Source organism: Rhodoferax sp. U11-2br (assembly GCF_018619435.1).
Lineage (GTDB): Bacteria > Pseudomonadota > Gammaproteobacteria > Burkholderiales > Burkholderiaceae_C > Rhodoferax.
This window is the reverse complement of record NZ_JAHFZF010000022.1, coordinates 43,795-70,348: the sequence shown is the minus strand read 5'-3', so window position 1 is coordinate 70,348 and position 26,554 is coordinate 43,795. Positions and strand designations below refer to the sequence as shown.

19 protein-coding genes and 1 pseudogene are annotated in these 26,554 nt (G+C 58.5%); all 20 read left to right on the top strand.

Features of this window, described 5'->3' with window-relative positions:
* Positions 1–4 precede the first annotated feature (4 nt).
* The 20 genes and pseudogenes from KKO72_RS14385 (at position 5) to KKO72_RS14290 (ending at position 26,501) form a co-directional block, all read left to right on the top strand.
* Entirely contained in the window at positions 5–529 is a 525-nt protein-coding gene (locus KKO72_RS14385) for a PilN domain-containing protein (RefSeq protein ID WP_214939733.1), read from the top strand.
* Complete coding sequence (locus KKO72_RS14380; RefSeq protein WP_214939730.1) at positions 526–1,068, top strand: hypothetical protein; 543 nt, start codon at positions 526–528, stop codon at positions 1,066–1,068. The genes KKO72_RS14385 and KKO72_RS14380 overlap by 4 nt, the downstream gene beginning before the upstream one ends.
* 255 nt (positions 1,069–1,323) lie before the next feature.
* Positions 1,324–1,548 (top strand): hypothetical protein, encoded by a 225-nt coding sequence (locus tag KKO72_RS14375; protein ID WP_214939727.1) that lies wholly within the window; start codon positions 1,324–1,326, stop codon positions 1,546–1,548.
* Positions 1,545–3,554, top strand: a complete 2,010-nt coding sequence (locus KKO72_RS14370; RefSeq protein ID WP_214939724.1) for a secretin N-terminal domain-containing protein — start codon at positions 1,545–1,547, stop codon at positions 3,552–3,554. Before KKO72_RS14375 ends, KKO72_RS14370 begins: the two co-directional genes overlap by 4 nt.
* The gene (locus tag KKO72_RS14365) at positions 3,551–4,027 is read left to right on the top strand and encodes a type II secretion system protein (protein ID WP_214939721.1); all 477 of its coding nucleotides are present in this window, start codon (positions 3,551–3,553) and stop codon (positions 4,025–4,027) included. Before KKO72_RS14370 ends, KKO72_RS14365 begins: the two co-directional genes overlap by 4 nt.
* Position 4,028: 1 nt before the next feature.
* A complete protein-coding gene (locus KKO72_RS14360) occupies positions 4,029–4,388 on the top strand; it encodes a type II secretion system protein (RefSeq protein WP_214939718.1) in 360 nt (119 codons plus the stop codon).
* Positions 4,375–4,866, top strand: a complete 492-nt coding sequence (locus KKO72_RS14355) for a type II secretion system GspH family protein (protein WP_214939715.1) — start codon at positions 4,375–4,377, stop codon at positions 4,864–4,866. The genes KKO72_RS14360 and KKO72_RS14355 overlap by 14 nt, the downstream gene beginning before the upstream one ends.
* On the top strand, positions 4,863–5,642 hold the full coding sequence (gene epsA, locus KKO72_RS14350) for an XrtB/PEP-CTERM-associated transcriptional regulator EpsA (protein ID WP_214939713.1): 780 nt from the start codon (positions 4,863–4,865) through the stop codon (positions 5,640–5,642). The genes KKO72_RS14355 and epsA overlap by 4 nt, the downstream gene beginning before the upstream one ends.
* A gap of 266 nt (positions 5,643–5,908) precedes the next feature.
* On the top strand, positions 5,909–6,910 hold the full coding sequence (locus tag KKO72_RS14345; RefSeq protein ID WP_214939710.1) for a PEP-CTERM sorting domain-containing protein: 1,002 nt from the start codon (positions 5,909–5,911) through the stop codon (positions 6,908–6,910).
* A 77-nt stretch (positions 6,911–6,987) separates the two neighbouring features.
* Positions 6,988–8,460: a hypothetical protein gene (locus tag KKO72_RS14340; protein WP_214939707.1), complete on the top strand. Its 1,473-nt coding sequence runs from the start codon at positions 6,988–6,990 to the stop codon at positions 8,458–8,460.
* 224 nt (positions 8,461–8,684) lie between these two features.
* Positions 8,685–10,205 carry a ShlB/FhaC/HecB family hemolysin secretion/activation protein gene (locus KKO72_RS14335; protein ID WP_251140665.1) on the top strand — a complete coding sequence of 507 codons (1,521 nt, stop codon included), beginning with the start codon at positions 8,685–8,687 and terminating at the stop codon, positions 10,203–10,205.
* Between the two features lie 20 nt (positions 10,206–10,225).
* Positions 10,226–10,357, top strand: a pseudogene (locus KKO72_RS21380) (ESPR-type extended signal peptide-containing protein); the annotation flags it as partial.
* Between the two features lie 69 nt (positions 10,358–10,426).
* The gene (locus KKO72_RS14325) at positions 10,427–14,800 is read left to right on the top strand and encodes a filamentous hemagglutinin N-terminal domain-containing protein (RefSeq protein WP_214939764.1); all 4,374 of its coding nucleotides are present in this window, start codon (positions 10,427–10,429) and stop codon (positions 14,798–14,800) included.
* 7 nt (positions 14,801–14,807) lie between these two features.
* The gene (locus KKO72_RS14320) at positions 14,808–20,435 is read left to right on the top strand and encodes a filamentous haemagglutinin family protein (RefSeq protein ID WP_214939701.1); all 5,628 of its coding nucleotides are present in this window, start codon (positions 14,808–14,810) and stop codon (positions 20,433–20,435) included.
* A 126-nt stretch (positions 20,436–20,561) separates the two neighbouring features.
* Positions 20,562–22,316, top strand: coding sequence for a DUF2341 domain-containing protein (locus KKO72_RS14315; RefSeq protein WP_214939698.1), 1,755 nt, complete (start codon positions 20,562–20,564; stop codon positions 22,314–22,316).
* Positions 22,317–22,329: 13 nt separating this feature from the next.
* Positions 22,330–22,740 carry a biopolymer transporter ExbD gene (locus KKO72_RS14310; RefSeq protein ID WP_214939695.1) on the top strand — a complete coding sequence of 137 codons (411 nt, stop codon included), beginning with the start codon at positions 22,330–22,332 and terminating at the stop codon, positions 22,738–22,740.
* Positions 22,737–23,411 carry a TonB C-terminal domain-containing protein gene (locus tag KKO72_RS14305; protein WP_214939691.1) on the top strand — a complete coding sequence of 225 codons (675 nt, stop codon included), beginning with the start codon at positions 22,737–22,739 and terminating at the stop codon, positions 23,409–23,411. Before KKO72_RS14310 ends, KKO72_RS14305 begins: the two co-directional genes overlap by 4 nt.
* A gap of 27 nt (positions 23,412–23,438) precedes the next feature.
* On the top strand, positions 23,439–25,010 hold the full coding sequence (locus KKO72_RS14300; protein ID WP_214939688.1) for a putative porin: 1,572 nt from the start codon (positions 23,439–23,441) through the stop codon (positions 25,008–25,010).
* A gap of 10 nt (positions 25,011–25,020) precedes the next feature.
* Positions 25,021–25,854 carry an ankyrin repeat domain-containing protein gene (locus tag KKO72_RS14295; RefSeq protein ID WP_214939685.1) on the top strand — a complete coding sequence of 278 codons (834 nt, stop codon included), beginning with the start codon at positions 25,021–25,023 and terminating at the stop codon, positions 25,852–25,854.
* Positions 25,854–26,501: a hypothetical protein gene (locus tag KKO72_RS14290; protein ID WP_214939682.1), complete on the top strand. Its 648-nt coding sequence runs from the start codon at positions 25,854–25,856 to the stop codon at positions 26,499–26,501. Before KKO72_RS14295 ends, KKO72_RS14290 begins: the two co-directional genes overlap by 1 nt.
* Positions 26,502–26,554: the final 53 nt, after the last annotated feature.

Genomic DNA, 26,554 nt, shown 5'->3' with positions numbered 1-26,554 from the left:
GCCCATGAATGCGTTGGATGTCAATTTTGTCAAGCGGCGTCGCCTGACTTCGCCACTTGGACTGATGCTGTTTGTTGCTGGTCTGATGGCAGCAAGTGTTGTCGTCATGGATTACCTTGATGTCAGCGATGAACTGGTTCGTGTCGAGCTGAAACAAGCACGCACACGACAACCCAAAGCCAGCCCTGTGCAGCGCGCCAGCGCTCTGCCAGAGGTGCCAGTTGACACGCAGGTGATTGACCGGGTTACGTCACAGCTGCAATTGCCCTGGGACGCCGTCCTGCACGAGATAGAGACACACACCGGCCCTACCGTGGCGCTGCTGGACATCGAAGCACAGGGGCAGACGCGTACCTTGCGTCTCATGGGTGAGACCAAAACAATGTCCGATGCGGTGGCTTATGTCGGCCGTTTGCGTGACTCAAGCCTGCTTGACACAGCCAACCTCTCTCATCACGAGGAACGGCAGGCAGGTTCCGTCGTGGTGATCCGCTTTTCAGTGGATGCCACCTGGAAAGTACCGTCATGACCTTGCAACACCTGTTGGCATGGATGCGTTTTCAGCGCTACCGGCACGGTTGGTTGGCTGTGCTGGGTTTGGCTCTGTTCATCGGAGCCCTTGGGCTGCAGTTTTTGGGTGTCGAACAGATGCACACTCGCCTGGCAGAGCTGCGTGCAGAAGCTGCGGCACAACGCCAGCAGGATGCACAACGGCCTGACCCGGATGACACAGCACGCCAACGCCGTGCTGCATTTGATGACAGTTTGCCTGGCTCCGCAGGTGCGCTTGACGCAATTGAGGTGGTCCACCGGATCGCCCTGGCGAACGGGGTCAAGCTGGCCACTGGTGAATACCGCTTGGTGCGTGATGGCGGCACAAAGGTGCAGCGCTACCAGATCACCCTGCCTGCGCGTGCAAGCTACCCACAGCTTCGAGCCTGGCTGGCCGAGGTGATGAACGCTGTGCCAGCCATGGCACTCAACGACATCGGCTTCCAGCGCGAAGAGGTGGGCAGCGAGTCGGTGCAGGCAAACGTGCGATTCAGCCTCTTTCTGAGGGGGCCCTGAATGATGCAACTGCGTCAGACACTGCTTGCCGTGGCGCTGGTGACTACCCTTGTGGCGTCGTTTGTTGACTTTTCTACTCCACCTGTCCTATCGCCGCCGCAGGCACAAGCAAAGCCGGTCTTGAGCGCCACACCAGCCTTGCCCCAAACGCCGTCAGATGCCGCGTCTGCCCCGGTTCGCCAGCGATTTTCTGCTCAGGTTGTCAACGTGTTTGCAGCGCATTCCTGGCAACCACCCGCACCACCGCCGCCCAAGTTGGCAGCCCCCAAGGCACCAGTTTTACCTTTTCGGTACCTTGGCAAGGCCGTGGATAACGGGCAACTCATGGTTTTTCTGGAGCAAAGCGGGCGGACCTATCTGGTGAAGAACGGCGACACCCTGCCTGGCTACAAAGTGGTGGACATCACGATGGCAGACATGACGGTTGTTTATGTGCCGCTCAATGAAACCCAAAAACTCTTCTTTGAAAGCGCCAATTGAAACTCGAGAATCCTTTCCTGCGGCTAGCCGTGTTGGTGGCGGTATTCAGTCTATTGGGTTGCGCGGGCAATCCGGCGCTCAAAGAGAGCCGCCTTCTGTTGGAGCAAGGCCGCCTGGATGACAGCGTGTTGCGTCTGGAGAAGGGAATGCGTGACTACCCGGATGACCGTGAGTTACGCGCCCAGTATTTCCGCCAGCGCGATAGCGCCGTTTCACAACTGCTCAAAGATGCAGAAACAGAGCTTTTGTCTCACAACACCGATGCCGCGCAGGCCATTTATCTGCGTGCACAGAAACTCGATAACTACAGCCCCAGTGTGCGCGATGGGCTGGCCGCGATAGCGACCAAGCAGCGTCATGAAGCGATGATTCGGGATGCACAAGCTTTGTCGGCCAAAGGCGACCTTGTGGCTGCCATGCACCAACTGCGCACCGTTTTGGCCGAAAACTCCGCGCAAAACGACGCACGCAGGCTGCTCCAGAGCTTGCGCGACAAAGACGCCCGTGTAGAGCCTTCGGCACAAGCGCTTGCGACATCGTTCAACAAGCCAATCACGCTGGAGTTTCGTGACACGCCGCTCAAAACTGTCTTTGAAGTCATCGCACGCAGTTCTGGGCTCAATTTTGTTTTTGACAAAGACGTCAGGACCGACACCAAGGTCACCATCTTCGTGCGTAACACCGGGATGGAAGACATCATGAAGCTGATTCTGACGACGAACCAGCTTCAGTGGAAACTGCTCAATGAGAACTCGGTGCTGGTGTACCCAAACACCCCAGCCAAAGCCAAGGACTACCTGGAGCTGGTGACCCGAAGTTTTTATCTGGCCAACGCTGAGGTCAAACAGGCACAGGCACTGGTGCGCTCTTTGGTCAAGACGAAAGACATTTTTATCGATGAGAAGCTCAATCTGCTGGTGATCAAAGACACACCCGCAGCCGTCAAACTGGCTGAACAGCTGCTGGAGTCTCTCGACATTGCCGAGCCAGAGGTGATGCTTGACGTGGAAGTACTCGAGATGACCCGCAGCAAGCTGCAGGAGCTAGGTCTGCGTTTCCCTGACCAGATTGGTTATGGCCTGTTGCAGCCCAACACCAGCTCAACCATTGTCAACAGCGGCGTGACCCAGACCACCACCAATCTTGGCGGGGCGCTCGCCGCTGGTAACGTGGATTTGCGCAACACCAGTGGCTTGACCACCTATGTGTCCAACCCGGCGTTGACGCTCAACCTCAAAAATCAGACCGGTGACGGCAACATCCTGGCCAACCCGCGCATCCGTGTCAAAAACCGTGAAAAAGCAAAAATCCACATTGGTGACAAACTGCCAGTGTTCACAACAACCTCCACCGCCAACGTGGGGGTTGCCTCTTCGGTGTCGTATCTGGATGTTGGCCTCAAGCTTGACGTTGAGCCCAACGTGTACCTGGATGACGAAGTCTCGATCAAGGTCGGTCTGGAAGTCAGCAGTTTGGTCAAGGAGGTCACCGGCCCGGCAGACTCGTTGGCCTACCAGATTGGCACCCGCAGTGCGTCCACCGTACTGCGCCTCAAAAATGGTGAGACCCAGGTGCTGGCCGGCCTGATCAGCGACGAAGAGCGCAGCAGTGCCAACCGTTTGCCAGGGCTGGGCGAGTTGCCGGTGCTCGGGCGGCTTTTTTCGAGTCAACGTGACAACAGCAGCAAGACGGAGATTGTCTTGCTCATCACTCCACGCATCGTTCGCAATCTGAACCGGCCCGTTGGCGTGTCGGTCAACCTGCCAGCGGGTTCTGAGTCTGCCGTGGGTGCACCCGCTCTGCAGTTGAACAAGTCGGCGCCACGCGGCTTGTCGCTTTCATCCAAACCTGCGGGCAGCGCGCCTGCCACCCCCGAACCCAACCTGCCCGAACCCACGGCGATCAGCGCAGAGCCCATTGAGATGTCGACAAATCCGGCCCCAGCCGCTGCCATGTCACCGCCAGATGGTCCAGTGCCTGTCAAACCCGAGGGCACGCTCCCATGAAGCGTTCAGGACGTGGCTTCACGCTGATTGAACTGGTGGTCACGATGGCCATCGTTGGCATCCTGGCCTCGATCGCGGTGCCATTGGGTGAGCTCAGTGTGCGGCGGGCCAAGGAGCAGGAACTGCGCAGCGCGTTGCGACAGATCCGCGAGGCGCTCGATACCTACAAACGTGCTACGGACGAAGGCCGGGTGCAGCGCCGGGCAGATGGGTCGGGTTACCCGCCTTCTCTTGACGCGCTGGTTGGCGGCGTTGACGATGTCAAGACACCCGTGCAGAACAAAATCTACTTTCTGCGCCGACTGCCACGTGACCCGTTTTACCCAGACGCGCAGACCTCCGCTGCCGATACCTGGGGCAAACGCGCCTATGCCAGTCCGCCCGATGCGCCGACCGAGGGGACCGATGTGTTTGATGTTTACTCGCTCTCCGAGCGGGTCGGCCTCAACGGCATTGCTTACCGGGAATGGTGACATGCGTCGCAGAGGCTTCACCCTGATCGAGCTGATGGTCGTCATGGCCATCATCGCCACATTGCTCAGCATTGTGGCGCCGCGCTACTTCGCTCACCTTGACCGGGCCCGCGAAGCGGCTTTGCGTGAAACCCTCGCAGTGGTGCGTGACTCCATCGACAAGTTCCACGCCGACACCGGTCGCTACCCTGCCGAGTTGGGTGAGCTGGTGAGCAAGCGCTACCTGCGCAAGCTGCCGGTGGACCCGGTGAGTGACAGCAGCGAGACCTGGGTAATCGTGCCAGCGCCGGGCGAGCTCACTGGTGTGTCAGACCTCAAAAGTGGTGCTGGCGGTGAGGAGATGCCGTATGCACAGTGGTAAGGCTCAGCACAGCTTGATCTCTCGTCAGCGGGGCTTTGGCTACCTGCTGGTGCTGTTTGCGCTGGCTGCCATGGGCTTGACGCTGGCCGGCGCAGGCCAGGTCTGGCACACCCTGGCACAACGCGAAAAAGAGACGCAGCTGCTGTTTGTGGGCAACCAGTTTCGCCAGGCCATTGGCGCCTATTACGCGTTCTCTCCGGGTGAGGTCAAGCAGTACCCGGCGAAACTGGAAGACCTGTTGGAGGACAAGCGCTTCCCGATGCCGCGCCGCTACCTGCGCCAGCTCTACCGCGACCCGATGACCGGCGGCACACAATGGGGACTGGTCAAGGCCGGAGACCGCATCCTGGGGGTCCACAGCCTGTCTGAAGGCGTTGCGTTCAGAACGGTTTTTGAGGGGCGTGATGCCTCGTTTACCGGCATGACCCACTACAACCAGTGGGTCTTTGGCCCGGCAGCGGGTGAGTTTGTGCCATGAAAAGCCCTGCGCGCTTGAGTGGCTACGACCTGGAACACCTGGTAGTCACCATCGATACCTCGCTGGCAGTCAGCACCCGTTCGCAGTTCTACCTTTGGGTGCAGGGGGCGTTGCAGGGGTTTATTCCTCACGAGGTGCTGTTTTGCGGCCATGGCGACATCGGCAAACTGCAGCTCCAACACGAGACCTTCACGCGGATACCACTCAACCCCAAGGCAGAGCAGACGGTGCGTGACCCGGTCAACGGGCTGTTGCCCCGCATTGTGGACGACTGGCTGCGCCACGCGCGCACCCCGTGCCTGTTGGGTGCAGACTGCGAAGGCCAGGTCGGGCGGCGGCAATTGCTGGGTGAGCTGCAGCGTCTCGACTTTGGCCACGTGGCAGCCCACGGTGCCAAGGATGTACAAGGCGCGTTTGGCAGCTTCTTTTTGTTTGCGGGTATGCCACATGCGCCGGGTGAGCGTGACGCTTACCTGCTGGAGTTGCTCATGCCTTACCTGCACATGGCACTGCATCGCATGCTTGCCAGCGAAAACGGCAGCCAACCCGAAGCAGCGAGCGCTGTCACCTTGTTCTCCAAACGCGAGATTCAGGTGTTGCACTGGGTCAAAAACGGCAAGACCAACCAGGAAATCAGCCAAATTCTGGGCATCAGCCTGCCTACCGTCAAAAACCACATGCAAAACATCATGCGCAAGCTCAATGTCAACACGCGCGCTCAAGCGGTTGGCAAAAGCGCCACATTGCGGCTGATGACGCCTGGCGAATCGGCTTGACCCTGGCCGGGCACAGCTACCGGCCAAGCTTCCATAAAAATAGCATGTAACCCTTAATGGATAAGGGCTAGAAGCTGTTTTTGCCAATAAAACACAGCATGGTCAGCTTTTCTGGACTAGCCAAACGGACTAGTCAATCGGCACCTCGGCATACACAGGCTGTAACGATCAAAACCTAAATTACACACCACGCAACAAAGATCCTTCTGTGTTGGCGTACCTGAAAGCCTTGTTTTACCTCTTCAACCTTTTCCTAGGATCAACACATGAAATTCAAACTTATCGCTCTGGCCGCCTTGCTGGCCGCCACTGGTGCTGCCAACGCGGCAGTTGATTCCGGCGGCGTATCCGGCGACGGTACCTTCCTGGCTTCTCTGTCCTATGGCAACTTCGCTGCTGGCTCGTCGGCTTCTTTCGACCTGGGTCTGTCGTATTCTCAGCTCGCCTCCTGGCAAACCGACATCAACACCACCTTGTCCGGCGGTGCGTCGTCGTGGTTCCGTTCGTGGAACCTGAGCACGGGTCAATACAGCGGCACCGGCCTGACAGCGTCCGTCATCGGCAACTACGGCACCGTCCTGAGCGACTTCAATGCTGCGGCTACCGCTGCAGGCGCCACCAGCACGGCACAGTTGCAAGTGATGGCTCTGGACGGCGTGGGTACTACTGCGGGTTCGAAGGGTATTTATGCTTCCGCCAATGCCATCAACACTACCAGTGGCGCTGCATCCGTGATCGCAGCGACCAGCAATACGACTGCTGGTGGCCTAAATAGTACGACTGTCAATGGCTTCTTCGGTGCTGTGAACACCAGCGGCACACACCTCACAGCCACCAATGGTGCCAACTTGGCCACCGCAGGCAGCATGGCCTACTTCAATAACGGCGGTGGCATGGAAAAGGTTGCACAAACTTCCATGTTTGACACCAACGGTCAGTACAACGGCCAGTACGCCGCTGGCAGCACCACGTTCGCAGGTCAGCAGCAGGCGCTGGCTTTCTTCAACCAGGTTACCAGCAGCTTGACCGGCTCCAACAAAGCCAAGCTCACGGCCATCGGTTACGACTTTGACGGTGATGGCGTGATCGAGTTCGACAACAACGGCGCTTTGGCGGGTGGCAGTGAGTACGGCCTGTGGAGGCTGCAAGGGGATGTGCTGACCTTCGCCGTGGCCGCCGTGCCAGAACCCGAGTCCTATGCCATGTTGCTGGCTGGCCTGGGTGTCATGGGTGCCATTGCCCGCCGCCGCCGTAACAAGTCTGCCTGAAGCTTTCTTGCTCCCGCAGAGGCTGCTGCTGGTAGCAGCCTCTGCTTGTCTGACCTCTTCATTTACTGGACCTCATCATGAAACTTCGTTCCACCTCCCTGGCCGCCGCCTTGGCCTGCCTTGCTTCTTCGTCCTTTGCCCTGACACCTGGTCAGATTGACGCGACGACTGTGCAGCTGTGGATCAGCGGTGCCAGTGCGCCTACGGCCGCTGTGTATGGCGCGGTGCGCAAACTGTGTGTGGATGCCAACACCGATGGCAATCCTGACGACCTGCATGTGTACCTGGAAAAAACGGTGTCTGTTGCCGCTGACGCTGCCCCAGGCAAGAGCAACGCTGGCAAGTTTGCCGCCTACGCCTGCACCATGGGTGCGCTGGCTGGCGCCGACCTGGAAGGCAAGAAAACGGTTGTTTACCACACGTTTGATGTTGGCTCGTTTGAGGCCTACACACCGCACCTGTTCCTGGCCGGTGAAGTGAATGCCAGTGTGAGCGGCTCGGTGAAACGCCTGAAAAACATTGCCGCCACCACCGGCAACACCTGTGTCCTGACCGCCTTGACCACGACTGACCCCACCTACATCGGTTGCGGCAGCACCTCCGTGACGGTGGCCCCCAACACCAGTGTGAACGCCTTGCCTACCCTGCCCGTGGGTGGTGTGTCGGATACCGAATACACCCTCAATCAGCTGAACCTGAGCGTGGACAAGAGCCTGGCCGACATCGGTAGCGAAGTGTCCACCAATGTGGCCCAGGGTTTTGGCCTGGCGGTGAGTTACCCGCTGTATGTGGCCATGCAGCAGTCGCAGGGCATCACCAGCGCCGCTTGTGCAGCCACCGGCTCTGGTGCCAGCATCACCGCAGTGAACACCACCCCGGCCTGCCAGCCCAATGTGAGCCGCCAGAAATACGCCTCGCTGGTGGGAGGCAACGCTGGTGACAAGAGCGCGGGCCTGCTGGCCCCCACGTTGGCTGGCTTGCCGTTGGTGGTCGAGCGCCGCGTCGGCACCTCGGGCACGCAGTCGTCATCCAACGCTTTCTTCCTTAACGCACCCTGCGCGACTGGTCTGGCACTCGGCGCATTGACGCTTGACGGCTCCAACTCGGTGGGTTCCACGGTGTATGACTCCGTGACCATCCGCTCCAACAACGGTTCGGGTGACGTCAAGACCAACATCACCGCTGCCTCCACCGCCGGTACCTACGCCATCGGTGTGTTGTCACTGGAAAATGCGCCGAGTTCCACCGAGAAGTTCGCTTTCACCAAGATCAATGGTGTGTCGCCCACGGCTGACAGCAAGCAGCGCCAGACCGCCATCGACGGTGACTATGAGTTCTGGTACGAGATGGTCGCCTTCACTGCGGCTTCTGCCCCGGCCGAAGGTGCTGGTCTGATGACCGGTTTGGTGACGGCGCTGGGTGACCCGACCGTGACCGACCTGCGTGGCCTGTTTGTGACCCCATTGTCTGGCTTTAGCAACGCAGACCACCCCTCACATGTGTCTAAGGGCTACAAGGGTGGCAACGCTTGTTCGGCATCCATCCAGTAAGAAGGCAGTGTGACTGGCAACCGGGTGCTGTGTGTGCCTGGTAAATGCAGTCTGTTGACCCGGTGTCGGGACAGCCAGCAATGGCTGTCCCGAGCCTGTTTTCTGAATTCCGACTTTTTCACAGGCGTTTCATGTTGTTGTGCTTATTCGGTTCCGTGTCAGATCGATCCTTCCTGCCCAGGCCAAACGCCATCTTGTCACTTTGCCTGCTGGCAGGAGCTTTGTTGGGGGGGGCTCCCGCCCAGGCACAGGAACCAGGTTTCGATGTTTTTGAATACCGTGTCGAAGGCACCACCCTGCTGCCCACCATCGCCGTCGAGCGTGCTGTGTACCCGCACCTGGGTGAAAAAAAGTCCCTGGCCGATGTGGAAAAAGCACGTGACGCGTTGGAGAAGGCCTACCACGCCTCTGGCTACCTCACGGTGCTGGTGACCATTCCTCAGCAAAAGGTGAACGACGGCCTGGTGAGACTGGTCGTGACCGAAGCGCCCGTGGACCGCCTGCGTGTGGTGGATTCGCGCTATTTTTTGCCGAGCGATATCAAGGCCGGTGTGCCTGAACTGGCCGAGGACAAGGTCCCCAATTTCCAGGACATGCAGACCGAGTTAACAGCGCTCAACCGCAGCCCGGACCGGCGCATCACCCCCGTGCTGCGCCCGGGCAAAACGCCCGGCACCGTCGAGGTGGACTTGAAGGTGCAGGACGAATTGCCACTGCACGGCAACATGGAACTCAATGATCGCTACAGCCAGGACACCTCGCGCACCCGCTTGAGCGCCAGCCTGCGTTACGACAACCTGTGGAACAAGCAGCACAGCCTGGGCTTGACGGTGCAAACCTCACCCAACAACCCGAAAGAAAACAAGGTGTTTTCTGCCAACTACACCATGCCGCTCAGTGGGGGGGACTTCCTGGCTTTCTACGGTGTGAAGTCTGACTCGGATGTGGCCGCCGTGGGCACCTTGAGTGTGGTGGGCCGCGGTACCGTGCTGGGGCTGCGCTATATCCACCCGCTGCCGGGCAGCGAGGACTTTTTTCACAGTGCGTCCTTTGGTGCTGACTACAAAGACTTTGACCAGTCAGTGGAGCTGCTTGACAGCGGTGGCTTCAACACACCCATCAAATACCTGCCTTTCACGTTGGGGTGGGATGCCACCTGGCTGAATGAAGCCAGCACCAGCAAGCTGGGCCTGTCATTTAATTTTCACCTGCAGGGCTTGGTCGGAGAAGAACAACAGTTTGCCGACAAACGTTTCAAGGGCCGCCCGGCTTATGCGTATGTGCGTGGCAATGCCTCGCATGAATGGATCGCGCCGCAGGGTTATGGCCTGGAGGGGCGCGCCCATTGGCAGTTGGCTGGCCAACCGCTGATCTCCAACGAGCAGTTCGCGATTGGCGGTGCCGACACCGTGCGAGGCTACCTGGAGTCTGCCGCGCTGGGTGACCGGGGTGTTGCGATCAGCATGGAAGCGACAAGCCCCAATCTTGCCAATCTTTTGCCGGCCTTGAATGAGTCCTCTGCCAGCTTGAAGGCGTTGGCCTTCTGGGACGCCGCATCGGTGCAGGTGATTGACCCGATCAGTGCTACCGAGCGTTTCACCCTATCGGGCGCTGGCTTGGGTTTGAGTCTCAAAGGGTGGAGCGGGGTGGACATGTCTTTGGTTTGGGCCTATCCCCTCAAGGCCATAGGCAACACCCACCGTGGTGACCACCGTATCCACTTCAACCTGGCTTACGCCTGGTAAAGCCGCCCTGGAGCAAGGCCATGAACCGTCAACGCTATCGTCTTGTGTTCAATACCCGCCTGGGTGCTTTGGTGGCTGTGGCCGAAAGTGCGCGTTGTTGCGGCAAGGCCGCCAGCGGAGCGCGTGGCGCTGGTGCCCTGATCGTCAGCGCTTTGCTGGCCCTGCCGACACTGGCGCAGAAGCTGCCCACCAAGAGTCCGGGGGGGAGTCTGCCTGCTTTTGTGTCCTACGGGCAAGCGGCTTACCAGATCAATGCCAATGGCAAACAGGCCTATGTGAATCAGGTGGACAACAAAGCCATCCTGAATTGGCAGAACTTCAACATTGCAGCAGGCCACGGGGTTGAGTTCCGCCAAGTGGACAGCCTAGCTTCTGGAAACCTGGTGCCAGGTGCCAGCTTCACCACGCTCAACCGTATCTGGGATGCCAACCCGAGTGTGATTGCTGGCAACATCACACAGGGTGCGGGCCAGAAGGGCAACGTTATTTTGGTCAATACCAACGGCATTGCCTTCATGGGTGGCTCGCAGGTGAACCTGAACAGCTTTACCGCATCGAGCCTGGGTATTGCCGACAAGTTCATCCTTGACACGTTATTGCCGGGCGATGGCCAGCCCCAGTACGTGGGGACAAGCGGTTTCGTCAAGGTGTTTGAGGGCGCTCAGATCACTGCGGGTGAGCAAGGTCGCATCATGTTGATTGCGCCGACTGTCATCAATCAAGGCAGCATTTCTGCGCCTGGTGGGCAGGTGGTGTTGGCGGCGGGTACCAAGGCCTACCTGCGTGCCGCGTCGAGTTACGGCGACAGCAATGTACGCGGCCTGATGGTGGAGGTGGATAGCCCCGCTGATTTGACAGGATATAACGTTGCCAACACGGGCGTTAAGGACGGTGTGTTGGACGGTCAGGCGGTGGACCTGACCGATTCAGCATTGGATCAGCTGGGCAACGCGACCAACCTGGGCAAACTCACTGCAACAACGGGCAATGTGACCATGGTTGGCTTTGCAGTGAACCAGCTTGGCTTGGCGCGTGCCAGCACATCGGTGGTGGCCAACGGGTCGGTGTACTTGCTGGCCAAGGACAGCCATGTCATGCCATCAGCGGCAGACCTGAATGCCACAGGGAGTCGATCGGCTCGTGCTGGGCGTGTGGTTTTGGGCGCGGGCAGTGTGACCGAGGTTCTCCCCGAAACGGGCGACACAACAACCTCTCTCGACGGCTCCACGGGACAGGGACTGGCCGCCCCATCCAGGGTGCAGATTCTGGGCAATGATGTGAGACTGTCATCAGGTTCGGTGGTCCGGGTTCCAGGTGGGGTGGTGGACATCACGGCTGTTGACAAACCATTGAACATTGATGGTGTCGGTGCCATCAATCCGTTCACCCAAGCGGGACGAAATCAGGTGTCGAACACCGCGCGCGTGCACATGGCCGATGGTGCTTTGATTGATGTGTCAGGGCTTTCCGGTGTGGAGGTATCGACTGCCCGCAATACGGTGGAGGTGGAACTCCGCGGGGATGAACTCAAAGATTCACCTGTTAACCGCAGTGGTGCCCTGCGTGGTGAGAAGGTTTATGTAGACGTGGAGCGTGCGCTCGCTCGTGCACAGAGCGGTAAGTCCACGCTGATTGCCAAGGACAGCCTGGAGGGGTACCAGGATCGCCTGGGTCGAACGGTGGGGGAGCGTTCTACCCAGGGTGGCACAGTAAACATCAAGTCACAGGGTGAGGTGATCCTGGAGACGGCGTCCACCATCAATCTTTCGGGAGGAAGTGTCAAATACACACCTGCCTTGGTCAAGTCCACGCTGCTGTTTGCTGAAGGCAAGCGCATGGAGGTGAGTGACGCTGATGCCAACGTGCGGTACGACGGCATTGCCACGCGCTATGAGATCGGCTATGACCGCTGGAACAAGACCGAAACGATTGATCTTGGCGAATACATCCACTTTGACCCGGGCTACACCGAAGGCAAGGCAGCAGGCGCCCTGAACATCGTTGGCATGGGCGGAACAGTATTGCAGTCCTCAATCATGGGGAAAACCATTGTGGGTGAGCGGCAACTTGCCGCCGGTATTGCGCCAAAGGGGGCGCAACTGCAGGTGGGCTCTTCCATGAGCGATGGTGACTTCAAGAATTTCCAGAAAGTTCGTATCGGGCATTCGTTTCAGCAACTGGCAAGCAGCTTCAACTTTGGCGACGAGTTGGCAAGCAGGTTCAAGGACAACCTGTTCATCGACACCGACAAGTTGGGCGAGGATTTGATCACTGAACTGACCGTTTACTCCAACAAAGATGCTGTGGTTGAGCAAGACGTGGCCTTGCCGAACAAAGGGGCGTTGTCGATCACAGCCAGCTCAGTTTCAGTCAACGCCAATGTCAGTGCCGCAGGCGGGAACATTGCAGTGAATGCGCGCGAAAACCAGGCTGATCCAGATAGCCCGTTCGTGCTCGCTACCGCCGATGTGGCTGTTGCAGCAGGTGTCACGCTCTCGACAGCAGGCAAGTGGGTCAACCATAGCGTTGGATTTGGCGACCCGAACAACAAGGGCGTGGCGACTGACGGCGGTTCTGTGACTATCTCCGCAATTGGGGATGCCTTGCTTGGCGCGAGTTCGCTCGTTGATGTGTCGGGCTCAGCGTGGTTGCAGCCGGATGGCTCCTTGAAGTACGGCAGCGGTGGCACAGTATCCATCTCCGCCAACGAGGGCGTTAAGTCGGAGCTGTCTCAACCTGGGCGCGTTGAGCTAAACGGCAGCGTGCAGGGTTTTGGTTTTGAGGATGGTGGCACCTTGAAGTTGTCCTCAGGCTTCGTTCAGATCGGCGGGCAACCTGGCCAGTCCGATAACGCTTTGTTCCTTGGTGCGGAGTGGCTGTCTGCGGGCGGCTTCGAGAACATCACCATCACTGGTCGCGAAGGTGTGACGTTGGCTGATGACGTGGTGTTGGCACCGCAGTTGCAATCGCGTGTACTTACCCCGGGGTTTGCTGTGCAAACGAGCGGAACCGATATGACAGCAATGACATCGCTGTTGGCCAAACCAGTCCATGAGCGAAGCCCGGTCAACCTGACCCTCACGGCAGATTCGCAGTCGCTGGGCGATATCACGCTTGGCCTGGGTTCGCTCACAACGGTGGATGCTGGTGGCGCTGTTACCCTGAACGCTGCGCACCAGATCAGCATTCTTGGCACAGTACAAGCTGAGGCAGGGCGCATTCAGGCCAGTTTGTCAGGGCCGCTTGACAAGGCTTTCGACACCACCAGTAGCATTTGGCTGGGCGATCATTCTCGCCTGGATGTATCTGGAACGGCGTTGACATATGTTGGCCCCAATGGCAAGCCCTTGGGCAAGGTGCTAGATGGTGGCTCGGTGAGCCTCACTGCATCGACCGGCTATGTCATCGCCAAGGAAGGCTCCACCATCGATGTCTCTGGATCCACACCGATATACCTTGACGAACCAAATGAAGCAGGTGGTATCGGTCGCCACTTGGGCAGTGGTGCAGGCGCGGTTTCCATCTCGGCGCGCGAGGGGGTGGTGCTGGACGGCACGTTGTTGGCCCAGGCGGGGTCAGCCGAGTGGATCGGAGGTAAGTTTTCTGTGAGCTTGGGAAACGACAACCTGCCGACAGATGGTCTTGGATTTCCCCGTTTAGCCAGCGTGTTAAGTATTGAGCCCTCTGTATCTGTTCAGGCGCAGGGGTTGCATCAAGGACAGGTAGTGCCGACTTCGTTCAGTGAGTCGTCGCGCCTGGATGTTGGTCGCATTGAGGCAGCCGGTTTTGATCAGATTGCCTTGTCTTCTAAAGATGCTATTCGCCTAGGGGATGGGGTGAGCATCGGCGCGTCTCGATCATTGCCTTTGCGCTCGGTCACCCTTGATGCACCCCGTATTGAAACCTCTGGAGGTGAAGCGACTGTTGCTGCCGCCTTGGTTCGTTTGGGTAATGAATCGACCTTGCGTCAAAGTGTCACCAATACGCCGGTGGTCGGTAGCGGCGTATTGGCAGTGGATGCGAAAAGAATCGAAGTGGTCGGCAAGTCCACGCTGACAGGTATGTCAGAAACAAGGTTGAACGCTTCGGAGCAAATCGAGCTGTCGGGTGTGGCCGTGAGTTCGACGGTTCGTCCCACCGGCTCGCTCACCACCGCTGGCGATCTGACGCTTACCGCTCGTGTGGTCACACCGTCGACATACAGCGACTTCGAGGTGTCCGCTCCTGGTAGGACGGTGACCATCTCTCAGACGTCGGGTGCTGTGGCACAGCCGTTGTCTGCTTTTGGTCGTTTGCGTATTGCGGCCAGTCAGATTGACCAGAATGGCAGTATCTGGGCACCCTTCGGTCAGATTGAGCTGGAGGCCAGCGAGTCGCTGACGCTGACGTCCGGCAGCGTGACCTCGGTATCGGCAATGGACGGCAGCGTGTTGCCTTTTGGAACGGTGGCCAATGGGCGTGATTGGTTATATGCCACTGGCATCACTGTATCGGACTTGCCCGAGAAGTCGGTCAACCTAAAAGGCAACAAGGTAGACATTCAATCAGGGGCTCAGTTATCCGTGGCGGGGGGGGGGGGACGTTCAAGCCTATGAGTTCACGGTGGGGCCCGGTGGTTCAGCAGACTACCTGGCCCAGCCGAATACCTATGCTGTGATTGCTGGGTATACCGATGGTTACGCACCAAACGATGTGCAGGAAAGCCTCGGCCTCGCCAGAGGGGCTGCCGTGTATCTGCAAGGCGTGAATGGTTTGCCGGACGGCACTTACACCCTGTTGCCTGCTCACTATGCCTTGTTGCCTGGTGCAGTTGCGGTGCGTCTGAATTCGGGTAGCACCCCTGTATTTCCCGGGAATGGCTATACCCAATCGGACGGTGTGCAGGTGGCTGCGGGGTACCTCACTGACACCCGATCCGGTGCGCCGCGCACAGGGGATTGGCAGGGCATTCAGGTGCTCACCCGTGCGCAGGTGTTGGATCGGTCAGAGTTCACACTGACCTCAGCGTCGAACTACTTTTCCGGCTCCCGGTTTTCACCTCAGGATGCCGGACGTTTGGCCATAGTGAGTCAGGGTTCGGGAACGGACAGCTTGCACTTGAACGGCAAGGTGTTGACGCAAGCTGCACTTGGCGGTTCGGGTGCAGCCATTGATATCGCTGCCGCCCATCTGTTGATCGGAGGCTCCTCCACGGCAGCTGGTGCGGACGAAGCATGGGTGTCAACCGAATGGCTCAATGGTCTGGGTTCCGATAGTCTTTTGTTGGGCGGCACACGCACGCGTTCTGGGAGCAACACCTTGCTTGCCGTATCGTCCGATACCGTGACATTGGCCAACAACCAGGAGTCAGTCCTGTCTGCCTCTGAAGTGATGTTGGCTGCAACAAACCGCGTCACATTGAACGCTGGCAGTCGGATCGATGCCCAGGGTGTCGATGGTGAAGCTGGCAGTTTCAGCACAGCTGGCAATGGTGCCTTTGTCCGGGCGGCTTCCTCATCGGCCACGTTCACGCGAACAGGGTCACCAGACCGCAGTAAGGGGAAGCTGGTCGGCGCGGTCGACAGCGTGTTGCAGGCGGCTAAGGCAATTGCCATCGATGCCACGCAGGACAATGCCTTTGATGGGCAGCTAACCTTTGCCAAGAACGGCGTTGGGGTGGCTGGCGAATTGAGCGCTGGCGATTCGCGGATCAACTTCGGAAGCCCGACCCAGGATGTGGACGGGTTGACGTTCAGTCAGACCGCTCTGAATGCGTTGCAGAGCCTGGACAGGCTGGACCTCACCAGCTATTCGACCTTCGATTTCCATGGGAATGTGGATGTTGGCGGTATTGGTGCCGACGGGAGACCCCTGATCAAGAATTTGGCGTTGCAGGGCGCTGGCTTGGCAGGTTTCGGAGGCGCAAGTCAGATCGCCAACTTGCGCGCACTCAACCTGACGCTGAGCAACACTGCCAATGTGGCATATGCCATCCCCGCCAGCCAGACCTTGGGCAGCGGATCGCTCAATGTGCTGGCGCAAAGCCTCACTTTGGGTGAAGGCGACAAGAAGTTGAGTGGTTTTGCCAGCGTCAGCATCACAGCTGACGAATTGGTGGCTTCGGGCAAAGGCAGCACCAAAATACAGGGGGGTGTTTCGGTTGCCACCGCCCGCCTGACGGGGCAAAACGGTGCCAATCAAGAGTTGGACGCAGGCTCGCAGGTGCTGAATGTGAACCAGATCGCGCCAACTCAAACACTTGCTGATACATCTTCTTTGGGTGCAGCCTGGAAACTGAAGGCGGGCTCTCTCCAGTTTGACACCAAGGCCGACCTGCGTGGCGGAGCGTTGACTATGACGGCGGAGAATGGCGATGTGACGCTCGGCGCGAATGCCGATATCGATGTGTCTGGCCGCGCGGTAAGGTTCTTTGACGAAACCCGCAGCACCGGTGGCGGCACGGTGGTGCTGACCAGCAAAACCGGCAAGGTGGTGGCGCAGGCCGGAGCGAGCATCAATGTGTCGGGTGGTGTTGGCTCTGACGGTGGCTCACTGGTGGTGAGTGCGGTGGCGGGTACCGCAGATATCGAAGCTTCGACACTGTTGGGATATTCCACAGCCGATGCCGATGGCAAAACCGGCGACGGTGCCCGAGTGCGCATCGACGTAGGTTATTTGGGTAATTTTTCAGGCATCAATGCTGCATTGAACCAGGGTGGCTTTGACGGCGAACGCAGCCTGCGTGCGCGCACCGGTGCTTTGACGGTGGAGACAGGCGACGTGGTGACGGCACGGCAGGTGAACCTGACTGCGGACAGTGGTGCTCTCACTGTCGCGGGCAAGGTGTCCGCATCGGGTGCTGACGGTGGACAGGTGGCGTTGTACGGCCAGTCCGTCACGCTCACGAGCACGGCCCGCGTGGAAGCGCGCGCCAGCGCAACAGGCGGCGAGGGTGGACGGGTCGAGATCGGAGCGGTCACGCAGGTCGCAGAGGCGGCTGCGGGCGACAGCTCTCGAAACATTGATTTGCAAACCGGCTCCGAGATTGATGTGAGTGGCGGGGTTGGCGGCGAACTGCATCTGCGTGCGCAACGCAAAGGCAACGATGTTGCTGTGACCGCCTTGAACAGCAAGATCAGCGGCGCCCGCGAGGTGACGCTGGAGGCGGTGCGGGTCTATGACAACAAGAGCACGCTGAACACCAGCAACACCGATAGCGGCACCACGTTGGGTCTGGGCAAGGTCAACAGTGACAACACATCCTATGCCGCTAACTACAGCGATATCAAGACCCGATTGAGGCAGTCCGCCAATGCAGATTTCCATGTGGTCTCGGGCGTGGAAGTTCGTTCTGCAGGTGCCATGGCCCTTGGCGCAGACTGGAACCTCAAGGATTCAGATGCGGGTGGTGAGGCGGGGGTGCTGACGCTGCGCGCTGGCGGCAACTTGAACATCAACAGCAATTTATCGGACGGATTCTCAACAGCAACGGCTTTGGATGGCGCCAACCCCGCTGCCCTCTTGGATGCTTCGGTCAGGGGTGGCCGATCTTGGTCTTTCAATCTGGTTGCTGGTGCGGACGCTAGTTCGGCAGACGTGATGAACACCAACGCCAACGTGGGTGACTTGTCGTTGGCGGCGGCCAAACTCATTCGGACGGGCTCGGGAGACATTCGTTTGGCGGCAGGGCAGGACATCGTGCTCAAGGCCAACACATCGGCGATCTACACGGCGGGCATCAAGGTCACGCCTGATTCGGGTTTTGTGGTACCCGGACAGGCCCAGTTCAGTCAGGGTGGTGGGGACATCGAGATGGCGGCCTATCGCGACGTACTGGGGGTCGCATCCGCGCAGCTGTACAGCAACTGGCTCTACCGGCAGGGTGAGCTCAAGGTGGATGGCAACAGTTATGAGTTGCAGCCGGCGTGGTGGGTCCGTTTTGACAAGTTCCAGCAAGGTGTGGCTACCCTAGGCGGGGGTGATGTCACGATTACCGCCGGAGGCAAGGTGTCGAACCTGTCTGCTTCTGCGGCCACGCAGGGATACACGGCTTCGACTACGGTAAATGACGCAGTTTCAAAGCGAAAGGGTGGCGGTGATGTAAATATAACCGCGGGGACTGACGTGTTAAGTGGCCAATACTACGCAGATCTGGGTGATGTCAGCATCACTGCGGGCGGCAGTATCAGCAGCGGACGTTCGGTCGGTAATCGCCCAGTGCATACCATTCTCGCGGTGGGAGACGGTTCCGTCAGCGCAACCGCATTCGGGAATGTGGATGTGCAGGCAATACTCAACCCGCATCTCATTGTTCAGTCATCAGGTTCTGGTGGCAATATTGGCACGACGCAGGCACTTAATCCTCAGTGGAGTTTGTTTTCCACCTATGCCGATGACAGTTCGGTGTCTTTGCAGAGCACGACGGGGGATGTGAGGGTTTTTGGCGGCGCATTTGCGGGCAGTACCCAGGCTGCTACCTTGTCCAGCGTTTACACCACGCCAGTGAACTTGGGGCTCAGCGCATATGGCAAGCAAGACTTGCTGTCGATCATGCCGTCGACCTTTTCTGCGGTGGCGTTTGTTGGGGATGTTTCGGTACTGGCAGACACGGTTCTGAGCCCAGGACCGAAGGGGGACCTCGATATTCTGGCCACACAGAATGTGAATTTGTCTGCCCGAATTACCCTCTCGGATACAGCGCCGTTGCCAGACAGTGTGAGTCCCGGTCAAGTCTCGTCGGAATTCAATCGTGCCACGAGTGTGAAACAAACTTTGGCACATGCTGTGGTACCTGTTCATACTGACGACCCAGATCCGGTACAGATTTACGCCGTGAATGGATCGATTCTCGGAAACAACAGGTTGCTCAAATCCGCCAAACTCGTTGATGTCCGGGCGGGTCAGGACATTCGCAATCTCCCGATGGATATCCAGCACGTATCTGCTCATGACGTCAGCGTGATTGAAGCTGGCAATGACTTTTCACTTCCATCACTGAGGGCGGCCGGCAGCTATGTTGCTGTGTCGGGACCAGGGCGTTTGGACATGACTGCTGGACATGACATCGATTTGGGTGCATCTGCGGGAGTGCTAAGTCGAGGTACTTTGGATAACTCTTCGTTACCCGATGGTGGTGCAGATCTTCATTTGGCTGCTGGCGTCGGTGCTGCTGGGCTGGACTATGCAGGCGCAGTGATCCGATTGGAAAATGACTTGGCCGACGGGGTGTTCAGTGACGAAACGCTGTGGCTGGCGCGCTGGCTCACAGGCGACAGTACGTTGCTGCGTGACCAAGCCTTGCAGCGCGTGCAGCAGGTTGCAACCTCAGACCACGAGACGGTGCGCACACGGGTGCGCGATATGTTGTTCAACGCCGTTTTGTACACCGGTCGTGACTCCAACATCGTTGACAACGCCTATGCGGGCGATTTTTCGCGTGCTTACCTTGCTTTGGAATCAGTGTTTCCTGGTGTGGGTAGGTCCTTGGCCACTCAAACCTACCAAGGCATGATTGACGTTTTTGCCAGCCGCATTAAAACGGAGCAGGGTGGCGATATCGAGCTGCTTGTTCCGGGAGGTGGCGTAGTTGTTGGACTAAGCAATACGCCCAAGGAGCTTGTCACCACGCCATCGTTCGGGATGGATTCGGGACCGCTTGGAATTGTCACTGTTGGTGCTGGCGATATACGCGTAGTGGCACGCGATGACGTGTTGGTCAATCAGTCACGCGTGCTGACAGCTGCTGGAGGCAACATTTTGATCTGGTCCAGCGAAGGGGATATTGATGCTGGCAAGGGCAAAAAGACCGCGACGGCGGTGCCCCCCCCGGTCATTCGGGTCGAGGCTGATGGCAGCGTCACCCAAGTATTGCAAGCTGCAGCGGCAGGTTCTGGTATCGGAGCCTTGTCCAGCGGTGGCATCACCGCTGGCGACGTCGACCTGATCGCCCCAAAAGGCACAGTCAACGCGGGTGACGCCGGTATCCGGGCGGGCAACCTCAACATTGCGGCTCAGGTTGTGCTTGGGGCCGACAACATCACTGTTTCAGGCACGTCTGCTGGCACCCCGGTGGCGGATACCAGTGCCGTGTCTGCTGCGTCATCTGGTGCCACATCAGGCGGTGACGATACCGGCAAGGTGGTTGCGGCAATGAACCAGGCTGCGGCAGAGTCGGCCAAGGCGGCGCAGGAGTTGGCCGCTTCTCTCAGGCCTTCTGTGGTGCGTGTGGAGGTGCTCGGATACGGAGACTAGTCCTTTTGCCCCACAGATTTCCGATGCTGGTCCACCGTTTGAGGGGTGTTTGTCACATCTCTGACGCAGGCCAGTCTTACGCTTATTTCTTTGCAGCAGCTCGCTGCACATTCCTTGATTGACACCATGAAACGTTTTTTATTTGCTGTCGCTGCTTGGGCGCTGTTGCTCCCCTTAACCGCCCAGGCGTGGTGGAACGAGGAATGGACTGTGCGCAAAAAAATCACCCTTGACACAGTGGCTGTCGGTGTTGCCACTGACGCCTTATCGGTACCGATACTGTTGCGTTTGTCCACCGGGAATTTCGATTTTTTGACAGCCAAGGAAGACGGCTCGGACATGCGGTTTGTGGCAGAAGATGACCAGACCTTGCTGCCATTTCACATTGAGCGCTTTGATTCGGCCAATGAACTGGCCTTTGTCTGGGTTCAGGTGCCCAAGGTGGCAGGAGCCAACAGTACACAGCACATCTGGATGTACTACGGTCATGAAGCCGCTACGCCGCTTCCATCGGATCCGATGTACGACGCTCAGCAATGGGCTGTTTACCATCTGAGCGATGCCAGCGGTTTGCCACAGGACGCCACCTCAGCTGGCAACCACATTGGCCAGGGTGCAGTCAGCTATGTGCCGGGTGGTTTGATTGCCGGTTCGGCCAAGCTGTCGGCAGAAGGGGGGCTGGTGGTGGGCAATGCAGCGCTGCAGGCCGCCACCGGGTTCACTTTTTCTGCCTGGATCAAACCAGAGCTCGCCAATGGCGAGTTATTGGCGTTGGGTGATTTGAAGCTGGCGCTGGTAGACGGCGTGCCAGTTCTGGGTGTCAAAGATGCGACCGTGCGTGGCACAGCGCCATTGGCCCTCAACGCATGGCAGCACGTGGCTGTCAGTGCAGGCACTAATGCAACGCTTTATCTGAACGGCAAGCCTGTGGGCAGGCTACCGGGTGCTTTTGTAGCTGCGGCCAGTATGCGCATCGGTGCAGGCCTGGTGGGCGAGCTGGATGAGGTCCAAATTTCCACCGCAGAACGCTCCGAAGCCTGGATCGCGGTGCAGGCAGATTCACAAGGTGCGGCCAGCAAACTGGTGAAGCAAGGGGAAGAGCAGACCACGGAAGGCGGTAAGGAAACCGGCTACTTCATGGCCACCATGAACAACCTGACCTTGGATGGCTGGGTGGTGGTGGGCATTTGTGTGGTGATGTTTTTTATTGCCATCTACATCATGTGGACCAAGGCGATGCTTTTGGCGCGGCAGCAAAAGGCCAATCCTAGCTTCACCGAAGCTTTTGACCAACTGACCAAGCACCTGCCCCAGCTGGGAAACAGTGCCGCAGCCCACGTCAGCCATCTGGATCAGCTTTCAAACAAGGTTGACGAGTACAAAGATTCGCCGCTCCACCGCATTTTTCAGGTGGGAGCGCGCGAGTTGCAATTTCGTTTCGCAAATGCATCGGCAATTGCTGCAGCTAAGCTCGCAGCCGAGTCGGGGTCGAACGAGCTGCCTGCCATCAGTGAACGCGCTATGTTGGCGGTTCGTTCCAGCCTGGATGCCCAACTGACGCGCGAGCGCCAGCGGCTTGACAACGGCATGGTGCTGCTGACCATTGCGATCTCTGGCGGACCATTCCTCGGTTTGCTGGGCACCGTGGTGGGGGTGATGATCACCTTCGCTGCGATTGCCGCTGCGGGAGATGTGAACGTGAACGCCATTGCTCCAGGGATTGCCGCGGCGCTGGTTGCCACGGTCGCAGGCCTTGGAGTGGCGATTCCATCTCTGTTTGGCTACAACTACCTGCAGACCAAGATCAAGACAATTTCTGCTGACATGAATGTCTTTGTTGACGAGTTCGTGACCAAGATGTCCGAGACCTACGGCGACTGAAGGAGCGAAGAACATGTCTAAAGCCCAAGAAGATGGTGCGATTTACGACGACATCAACATCACACCGATGCTTGATCTGTCCTATGTGCTGCTTGTGATCTTCATCCTGATGACCACAGCTTCGGTGCAGGGCATCAAGGTGAATCTGCCCAAAGCCAGCAACACGCCCAGTCTGGCCAAACCCTCGACCAAAGCCATCACGATCACAGATACGGGGGCGCTGTATCTGGACGCCTATCCCATGGCAACCCTCGAGGACCTGGAGGCACGGCTGATGCAGTACAAGGCCAGCACACCCGAGTTTCCCATTGTGGTCAAGGGGGACCAGGCCGTGCAGTATGTCAAAGTGGTCGAGGTGCTGGACCTGCTGGGTAGGTTGGAGCTCAACCAAATTGGGCTGGTGACTCAACGGTTGGTCAAGTGAAAGCAAGTAACCGATGGTCTGCACGCCGATTGGGGCGACTGGCGGCCTTTTTGCTGTTGCTGATCCTGATGTTGGTCTTGGGCTACTGGTTGTACTCGGTGTTTTCTCAGCCAAGCAAAGCAACCAAGCAGCGTGCCGTTCAGGAAATTGCATTGATCAAACCTCCGCCGCCACCTCCGCCACCCAAAACTCCTCCGCCGCCTCCACCCAAGCTGGCGCAGGAGAAGATCGATGTGCCCAAGCCGGAGGCCACACCCGACAAACCTGCGCAAGCGCCACCACCCGGTCCCGATCTGGCAGTGGATGCGGCCGGCACCGGCAGCGGCGATGGTTTTGGTCTCGTCGGCAAGCCCGGTGGAACTGATCTGCTGGCCACTGGCAATGGCGGTGGCAGCCGTTTCGCCTGGTACAGCGCCTTGGTGAAAGAACGCATCCAGGACGCAGTGGCCAAAGACAAGAAACTGCGCAGTGCCAGCAGCTATCAGCGGCAAGTGCATGTCTGGATCAACAGTGCCGGGGCTGTCACGCGCGTAGAGCTGATTGGCCCAGGGGACAACCCCAGTCTGGACGATGCTTTGCGCCAAGCTTTGCGAAATGTTGCGGTTGTGCGAGAGGGTGCACCCAGTGATATGCCGCAGCCTATCAAGTTGCGGATTGTTGCCCAGTCCTGAGTTTTGATTCCATTTTTAAGATCATTCATGAAATATCCCACGCAATACACACTGCGCCATATTGCCTTGGCAACCCTGGTGGCCCTGGGCTCAGGTGCAGTCCATGCCGATGAACGCGAGCAACTGGAGATACTGCGCCAGACAACCATCAACCTGATGGAGTCCCTGGTGCAACAGGGGGTATTGACCGCCGACAAAGCTGCACAAATTGTTCAGCAAGCACAGAGCAAGGCCAGAGCCAGCATTCAGGCTGAGCCCCTTGCTTCCAAGAAGCCCGAACCCGGTGTGGTGCGTGTTCAGTATGTGCCCGAGTCGGTGCGCAAGCAAATCTCTGATGAGGTGCGCGAGGAGGTGTTGGCACAGGCCAAGTCCGAACGCTGGGGTGATGCAAATGCTGTTCCAGAATGGGTGGATCGTTTCAAGTTGGAGGGGGACCTGCGCCTGGGGTACCAGATGGACGGTTTTGCCAAGTCGAACGCGCCAGAGTCATACTTTCAGGTCCAGGGGCAAAACATGGACAACACGACCGAAGACAGGCAACGTTTTCGTATGCGTGCTCGACTGGGCATCACCGCGAAAGTAACCCCCGATGTCTCGGCTGCATTTCGCCTCACAACGGGCAACACAAATGAGCCGGTATCAACCAACCAGACCATGGGTCAGACCGGCAACAAATACAGCTTTGTCCTGGATCGTGCCTACCTCAAGGCGCATTCACCCACCTTTCTGCCCTGGTTGACTGCGTCGGCAGGGCGTATTCCCAACCCCTTTTTCAGCACTGACTTGGTGTGGGATGATGACCTGAGCTTTGAAGGTCTGGCCCTGCAGATGGAAGACAGTTTGGCGTCAACCAAGGAGTGGCGGCCATTTGGCACGATCGGCGCGTTCCCGTTGGAAGATATCCAGAAGTCTGTGAGCAACAAGGCCAAAAGCAAGTGGCTGACGGGCGCGCAGGTGGGGGTCGAATGGGTGCCGAGCAACCTGACCCGCGCCAAAGTGGGTTTAGGGCTATATGACTATCGCAATGTCAGTGGTATCCGCAATGGCTACCAAAGCGCGCTCTACAACGATACAGCACCGGGCTACAGACAAAAGGGCAATACGCTCTTTGATATTGACAACGATGGTGACATCAATACCAATTTGTTTGCCCTGGCCGCTGACTACAGAATCATCAACCTGACGGGCACGGTAGATATCAACCTGTACAACCCCGTGCATGTGATCTTGACGGGCGACTATGTGAAGAACGTGGGGTTCAGCGCCAGCAAGAGCCTGGCCCGCACCGGCGTTCCGGTCAAGCCACAAACCAAGGGCTATTTGGCACGTGTGGCGGTGGGCATGCCCAGCATGTTGCTCAAAGACGATTGGCAACTCTCCCTCACTTATCGCTATGTGGAGGCGGATGCCGTGCTTGACGCATTCACCGACTCTGACTTCCACCTTGGTGGCACCAATGCCAAGGGTTTCATCGTTGGGGCGCAGTACAGCCTGAGTAAGTCCACCTGGTTGTCTGCACGCTGGTTGTCCAGCCAGGAGATCAGTGGTTTGCCTTTGTCCATCAATACGCTGCAGGTGTTGTTCAATGCCAAGTTCTAGGAAGTGTGCCGTGGCACTGCGCGTTGTTGCTTGCGCAGCGCTGTGTGTGGTGATGGCGGGCTGTGCCATCGACCCGCAGATGCTCGCCTACCGGGACCGACTTGAGCAAGGCGCCATTGGACCCGAAGACTCCGAGCGTTTTCGGACATCGCCCGCCGAGACGCAGGCCTTGGTGGCCAGCGCCAGTGACACGCTTGTGCAAACAGCCAGCGAGCTTGATCGGGCGCTGAGCAAAGCGGCTGCAAGTGGTGACGTGGCGCGAATTCGACAACTCATCAAAGCGGGAGCGCAGGTCAATGCGGTGGACGAGTGGGGTAACACTGCCTTGCTGATGGGGGCCCGCGAAGGCGAGATGGACAGCGCACGGGCGCTTTTGCGCGCGCGCGCAGACGTTGACGGGCGCGGCGGTGTGATGACACCGCTGGCTGCCGCTGCGCTGCGAGGACACACACAGATGGTGCAGCTTTTGCTGCGCTTCGGTGCCGATGTGAACGCCGTGGGACTGAACGAGCAAACAGCACTGATGAACGCAGTCAAGCTGAACCGCTTGGGTGCTGCCCAGGCGCTGTTGAAAGCTGGAGCCAGTACCCGTGCGACCGATCGAATGGGTGACAACCTGCTGGTGGTGTGTATCACCGAAGGTTATCCAGAGATGCTCAGCTTGTTGCTGGACAACGGTGCCGATCCGGATCTGGCCGATGTCAATGGCTTGTCGCCGTTGTACTGGGCGAAGTTGCTCAAGCGCTCGGACATGGTGCAGCGCTTGTTGGCGGCTGGTGCCAGCCCACACCGCTTGAAGCAGATGGTGCGTTCAAGCCAACCCTATACCTTCCAGGAGTTCTGATGTTGGCTGCATTTTGTCGATACACCATGTGGGGGGTGCTGGCGCTGAGCCTGTGTGGCCTGGCCACAGCGCAGGATCAACCAAGCCGGGAGCGCCAGGTTTTGCGGCGGGCGCAGCAACAGGTACAGAAGTTGACCAAGGAGTTGCAGACTGCCCAGGAACGGCTCACCACAGCGGAAGCGGAGCAAGCCAAGCTGACCGAAGCACTGGACGGCGCTGAGGTCCGCGCAGGTGTGTCGTCTGGACGAGCGCAGAAACTGCAGCAGCAGTTGCTGGTGATGACGGCAGAGCGCGACGCGCTGCAGCAACAGGCCGCTGAACACAAAGTGTTGACTGAGCAGCGCCTGTCGGAACTCAATGCCCGCTTGAGCCAACTGGATCGCGATCTCGCGCTGGCACAGGAGAAGGGCAAACAACTTGAAGCCCTGCGTGTCAGCCATGTTCAAAAAATCGAAGCCTGTGAGGACCGCAACGCAAAGCTCTACGCGGTCGGTCGCGCGGTGGTTGATGAATGCCGCGACCTGAGCGCAACCGACACACTGTTGCGGCTAGAGCCTTTCACCGGCATCGCACGCGTGAGAATTGAAAACCGGCTGGAATCCCAGCGCGACCAACTGGATGCCCAGAGAACGCCACCTGGGCCCTGACCCCACGCTGTTCTGATGTTGTGGGGGCGATCAAGCTCGGCCTGATTCGTGGA

Coding starts and splice junctions, on each gene's coding strand:
- KKO72_RS14385 (WP_214939733.1), top strand. CDS start 5: ATGAATGCGTTGGATGTCAATTTTGTCAAGCGGCGTCGCCTGACTTCG.
- epsA (WP_214939713.1), top strand. CDS start 4,863: ATGAAAAGCCCTGCGCGCTTGAGTGGCTACGACCTGGAACACCTGGTA.
- KKO72_RS14300 (WP_214939688.1), top strand. CDS start 23,439: ATGAAATATCCCACGCAATACACACTGCGCCATATTGCCTTGGCAACC.
- KKO72_RS14290 (WP_214939682.1), top strand. CDS start 25,854: ATGTTGGCTGCATTTTGTCGATACACCATGTGGGGGGTGCTGGCGCTG.
- KKO72_RS14310 (WP_214939695.1), top strand. CDS start 22,330: ATGTCTAAAGCCCAAGAAGATGGTGCGATTTACGACGACATCAACATC.
- KKO72_RS14365 (WP_214939721.1), top strand. CDS start 3,551: ATGAAGCGTTCAGGACGTGGCTTCACGCTGATTGAACTGGTGGTCACG.
- KKO72_RS14380 (WP_214939730.1), top strand. CDS start 526: ATGACCTTGCAACACCTGTTGGCATGGATGCGTTTTCAGCGCTACCGG.
- KKO72_RS14360 (WP_214939718.1), top strand. CDS start 4,029: ATGCGTCGCAGAGGCTTCACCCTGATCGAGCTGATGGTCGTCATGGCC.
- KKO72_RS14345 (WP_214939710.1), top strand. CDS start 5,909: ATGAAATTCAAACTTATCGCTCTGGCCGCCTTGCTGGCCGCCACTGGT.
- KKO72_RS14340 (WP_214939707.1), top strand. CDS start 6,988: ATGAAACTTCGTTCCACCTCCCTGGCCGCCGCCTTGGCCTGCCTTGCT.
- KKO72_RS14355 (WP_214939715.1), top strand. CDS start 4,375: ATGCACAGTGGTAAGGCTCAGCACAGCTTGATCTCTCGTCAGCGGGGC.
- KKO72_RS14315 (WP_214939698.1), top strand. CDS start 20,562: ATGAAACGTTTTTTATTTGCTGTCGCTGCTTGGGCGCTGTTGCTCCCC.